We start from the raw sequence: 3380 nt of genomic DNA, 5'->3' as shown, positions 1-3380 counted from the left end.
GAACCCGGACCACCGTGCCGTCGATCATCGCATATTCCATGTCGGCCTCGTCAGAGACCGCTTCAAAAAGCCGTTTGAAAACACCGGCTTTCATCCAGTCGCTGTAACGGGAATAGACCGAGTTCCAATGCCCGAAATACGTCGGAAGGTCCCGCCATGGGCTGCCGGTCCGGGCAATCCATAAGACCGCCTCGATAAAAAGACGGTTGTCCTGCCCGCTGCGCGCCCGATCTGTTTTCTTGCCAAGGCACAACGGTTCCATTTTCGCCCATTGGGCGTCTGTCAGTACGAAGCGATCCATGCGGCGTTTGAATCACATTTGGTGACTTTGAAAAAGCACAATTCCCAACAGACCCCAATGTCCTGCTTTTTCAAAGCTGGCGCATCCATACCGTATCGATCGCGTGGCTGGCGCTTTTGTGCATGACCACGCGGGCACGTTCGCGCGTGGGCAGAATGTTCTGCCGCAGGTTGGGCAGATTGATGCGCCGCCAGATATCATGCGCCATGCGCGTGGCCTCATCGGGTGTCAGGTCGGCGCAGTGATGGAAATAGGATGTCGGCTTGCGGAACGCCGTGCGCTGAAGCGACAGGAAGCGTTTTACGTACCAGTCCTCGATCACCTGCGTATCCGCATCCAGGTAGATGGAAAAATCGAAGAAATCGGATGCCATGAATGGCTGTTCGGATACGGTCTGCAACACGTTCAGCCCTTCGAATATCAGGATGTCGGGCTGGTCGATCACCTGATAGCGATCAGGAACGATGTCATAGGCTTCATGCGAATAGACCGGCACCTTCAGGTTACGCTCCCCCGCCTTCAGCGCGGCGAGGAAGGCGATCATCTGCCGCAGGTCATAGCTTTCGGGAAAGCCCTTGCGGTGCATGAGCCTGCGCTGCTCCAGTTCACGCGTGGAATGCAGGAAGCCATCGGTCGTGACCAGCGCCACGTTCGGATGATCGGGCCAGCGCGACAGCACCGCCTGCAGCAGGCGCGCGAACGTACTCTTGCCCACGCCCACGCTGCCCGCGATACCGATCACGAACGGCATGGTCACGGCAGGCGCGCCGATAAAGGCGCTCTTGACCATGTTGTTCATGCTGCGCGTCGCCATGACATGCAGGTTGAGCAGGCGCGAAAGCGGCAGGTAGACCTCGGTGATGTCTTCCAGCGAGACCGGCTCATTATGCCCACGCAGGGCCGCGATATCCGCCTCCCCCAGCGACTGGGGCACATTCGCGCGCAGGGCCGCCCATTCCGGGCGGGGAAAGACCAGATAAGGCTGCACCATCCCGTGGGGTGGCTGCGTGGAGGGAACAGGACGCGCGTCCAGCACACAGTTCTCCATGCCCTTGTCCTTTCTGTTGTGACGCCTGCGCGTGGGGGCAGGTCATCTGCCGCGTATCACCATCGTCCCCGCCAATCCATATGCCAGTTCCCCAATTTAGCGTGTGCGGGGCCTGCGGACCCGGCTTTCCCCCCATCCTGATACAGACGTGATAATTGTGACACACTGCCCGTCCCTGCACGGATGGTATGGACCGGGTGCCGGGCCAGCATGCATCCCGCCCGCATACCATGCGTTAGGACACGGACCCGGCCTGCACCGATGCCTGTACGAAAAATCTGGACCACTGCAATGAACGACGCCACCATCCACCCATTTGCCGCCACGTCACGCATCACCACGGGCACGGACTGGACAGACGAACGCGCACGCACGGCCCTGCGACGCATACTGGACGCCGCCATCCGCAGCGCCATGCCCGATGTGGTGCTGCCGCGCTACCTGCCCCAGCGGCCAAAGGGGAAGTGCGTGGTGGTGGGCGCGGGCAAGGCCGCCGCATCCATGGCGGCCGCACTGGAACAGGCATGGCCCGACGTGGACCTGACGGGATGCGTGGTGACGCGCGACGGTCACATGGCCCCCACGCGCCGCATCCGCGTGCTGGAAGCCAGCCACCCCGTGCCGGACAGCCGGAGCGAGGCCGCCGCGCGTACCATGATGACTGAAGTGACGGGACTGGGACCGGATGATCTTGTCATTGCCCTGATTTCGGGCGGGGGCTCGGCGCTGCTGGAACTGCCGGCAGCGGGCCTGACGCTGGATGACATCCGCGCGGTCAACCGTGCCCTGCTACATTCAGGGGCGAGCATACGCGACATGAACGTGGTGCGCCGCCACCTGTCGGCCATCAAGGGTGGCGGTCTGGCCGCCGCCGCTGGCGCCGCCCGCGTGGTGACCCTGGCCATAAGCGATGTGCCGGGCGATGACCCGCTGACCATCGCCAGCGGCCCGACCGTGGCCGACCCCACCACCGCAGCCGACGCCCGCGCCATCATCGCGCATTACGGCATTGCCGTGCCAGATGCGGTGCAGCGCGTGCTCATGCGCCCGCCCGTCGCCGGCACGCTGTCCCCACGCAATCGCTATACCCTTGTTTCAACGCCGTTCATGGCGTTGCAGGCCGCCGCCATTACCGCGCGTGAACTGGGGCTGACACCGCTGATCCTTGGCGATGCACTGGAAGGGGAAAGCCGGGACGCGGGCACATTCATGGCAGGCATCGCCCTGTCCGCCCGCCAGCATGGCGTGCCGGTGGCAGGCCCTGCGGTGCTGCTGTCGGGGGGCGAGACGACGGTGACCATCCACCCCGACCAGCCCGCGCCGGGACGCGGCGGACGCAATACCGAATTCCTGCTGTCCATGGCCAATACCCTGCAGGGACATGAAGGAATCTGGGCCATTGCGGCGGATAGTGACGGCATTGACGGGACCGAGGATGCGGCGGGCGCGATCATCACCCCCACCACCCTGTTGCGCGCCCGCGCGCTGGGATGTGACCCGCGCGCCTGCCTGCGCGCACATGACAGCTACACCATGTTCCAGCAGACGGGCGACCTGGTCATGACCGGCCCCACCCTGACCAACGTCAACGACATCCGGGCGGTGCTGGTCATCTGAAGGGTATTCCAGAAACCTGAAGAGGTTTTTTGGTGAAGCTTTTTTCAGGGCCTGTTGGGAATTAACGCGAATTGATGATTGCGGCGGTAAGATAAATCATCGCTGCGAATGATCTGTCGGTCTTGTCGCTTCGCATGGCGATGCGCTTGAACTCCTTGAGCTGGCAGAAGAAGTTCTCGATGAGATGGCGTGCCTTGAACAGGGCTCCATCGAAGGGTCGCCTGTCGAGGCGGTTCCGACGCTGGGGAATGACCACGCGGGCCCCTTGCGCGCGTATGGTGTCCACGATCCAGTGGACATCGAACGCCTTGTCAGCAAGAAGTCCCTCAAAATCAGCCGGTTCAAGGAGAGGCGCCACCCCGACCGTATCGTAATGCTGGCCGGGGATAAGCGTAAAGCGGACCAGATTGCCCA

The 3380-nt window shown here is 62.8% G+C and carries 4 protein-coding genes; 1 reads left to right on the top strand and 3 read right to left on the bottom strand.

All coding sequences use genetic code 11. The features are described 5' to 3' along the window. A partial coding sequence (locus tag GEU01_RS20275) for an IS5 family transposase (RefSeq protein ID WP_042710899.1) occupies positions 1 to 301 on the bottom strand: 301 nt, incomplete at its 3' end. A 70-nt stretch (positions 302 to 371) separates the two neighbouring features. Next, the gene (gene coaA, locus GEU01_RS20270; protein ID WP_019087498.1) at positions 372 to 1349 is read right to left on the bottom strand and encodes a type I pantothenate kinase; all 978 of its coding nucleotides are present in this window, start codon (positions 1347 to 1349) and stop codon (positions 372 to 374) included. A gap of 291 nt (positions 1350 to 1640) precedes the next feature. Between coaA and GEU01_RS20265 the strand changes: the two genes are divergently transcribed. Next, the gene (locus tag GEU01_RS20265; protein ID WP_019087497.1) at positions 1641 to 2966 is read left to right on the top strand and encodes a glycerate kinase type-2 family protein; all 1326 of its coding nucleotides are present in this window, start codon (positions 1641 to 1643) and stop codon (positions 2964 to 2966) included. 61 nt (positions 2967 to 3027) lie between these two features. Here the strand turns inward: GEU01_RS20265 and GEU01_RS20260 are convergent. Further along, positions 3028 to 3380, bottom strand: a 353-nt coding sequence (locus GEU01_RS20260) for a transposase (RefSeq protein ID WP_019087410.1), incomplete at its 5' end; no start/stop codon positions are given.

Origin of the sequence: Komagataeibacter europaeus LMG 18890 (assembly GCF_000285295.1) — a bacterium.
Taxonomy (GTDB): Bacteria; Pseudomonadota; Alphaproteobacteria; order Acetobacterales; family Acetobacteraceae; genus Komagataeibacter; species Komagataeibacter europaeus.
Note: the sequence above shows the minus strand (reverse complement) of the source record. Positions and strands in the feature narration are given on the sequence as shown.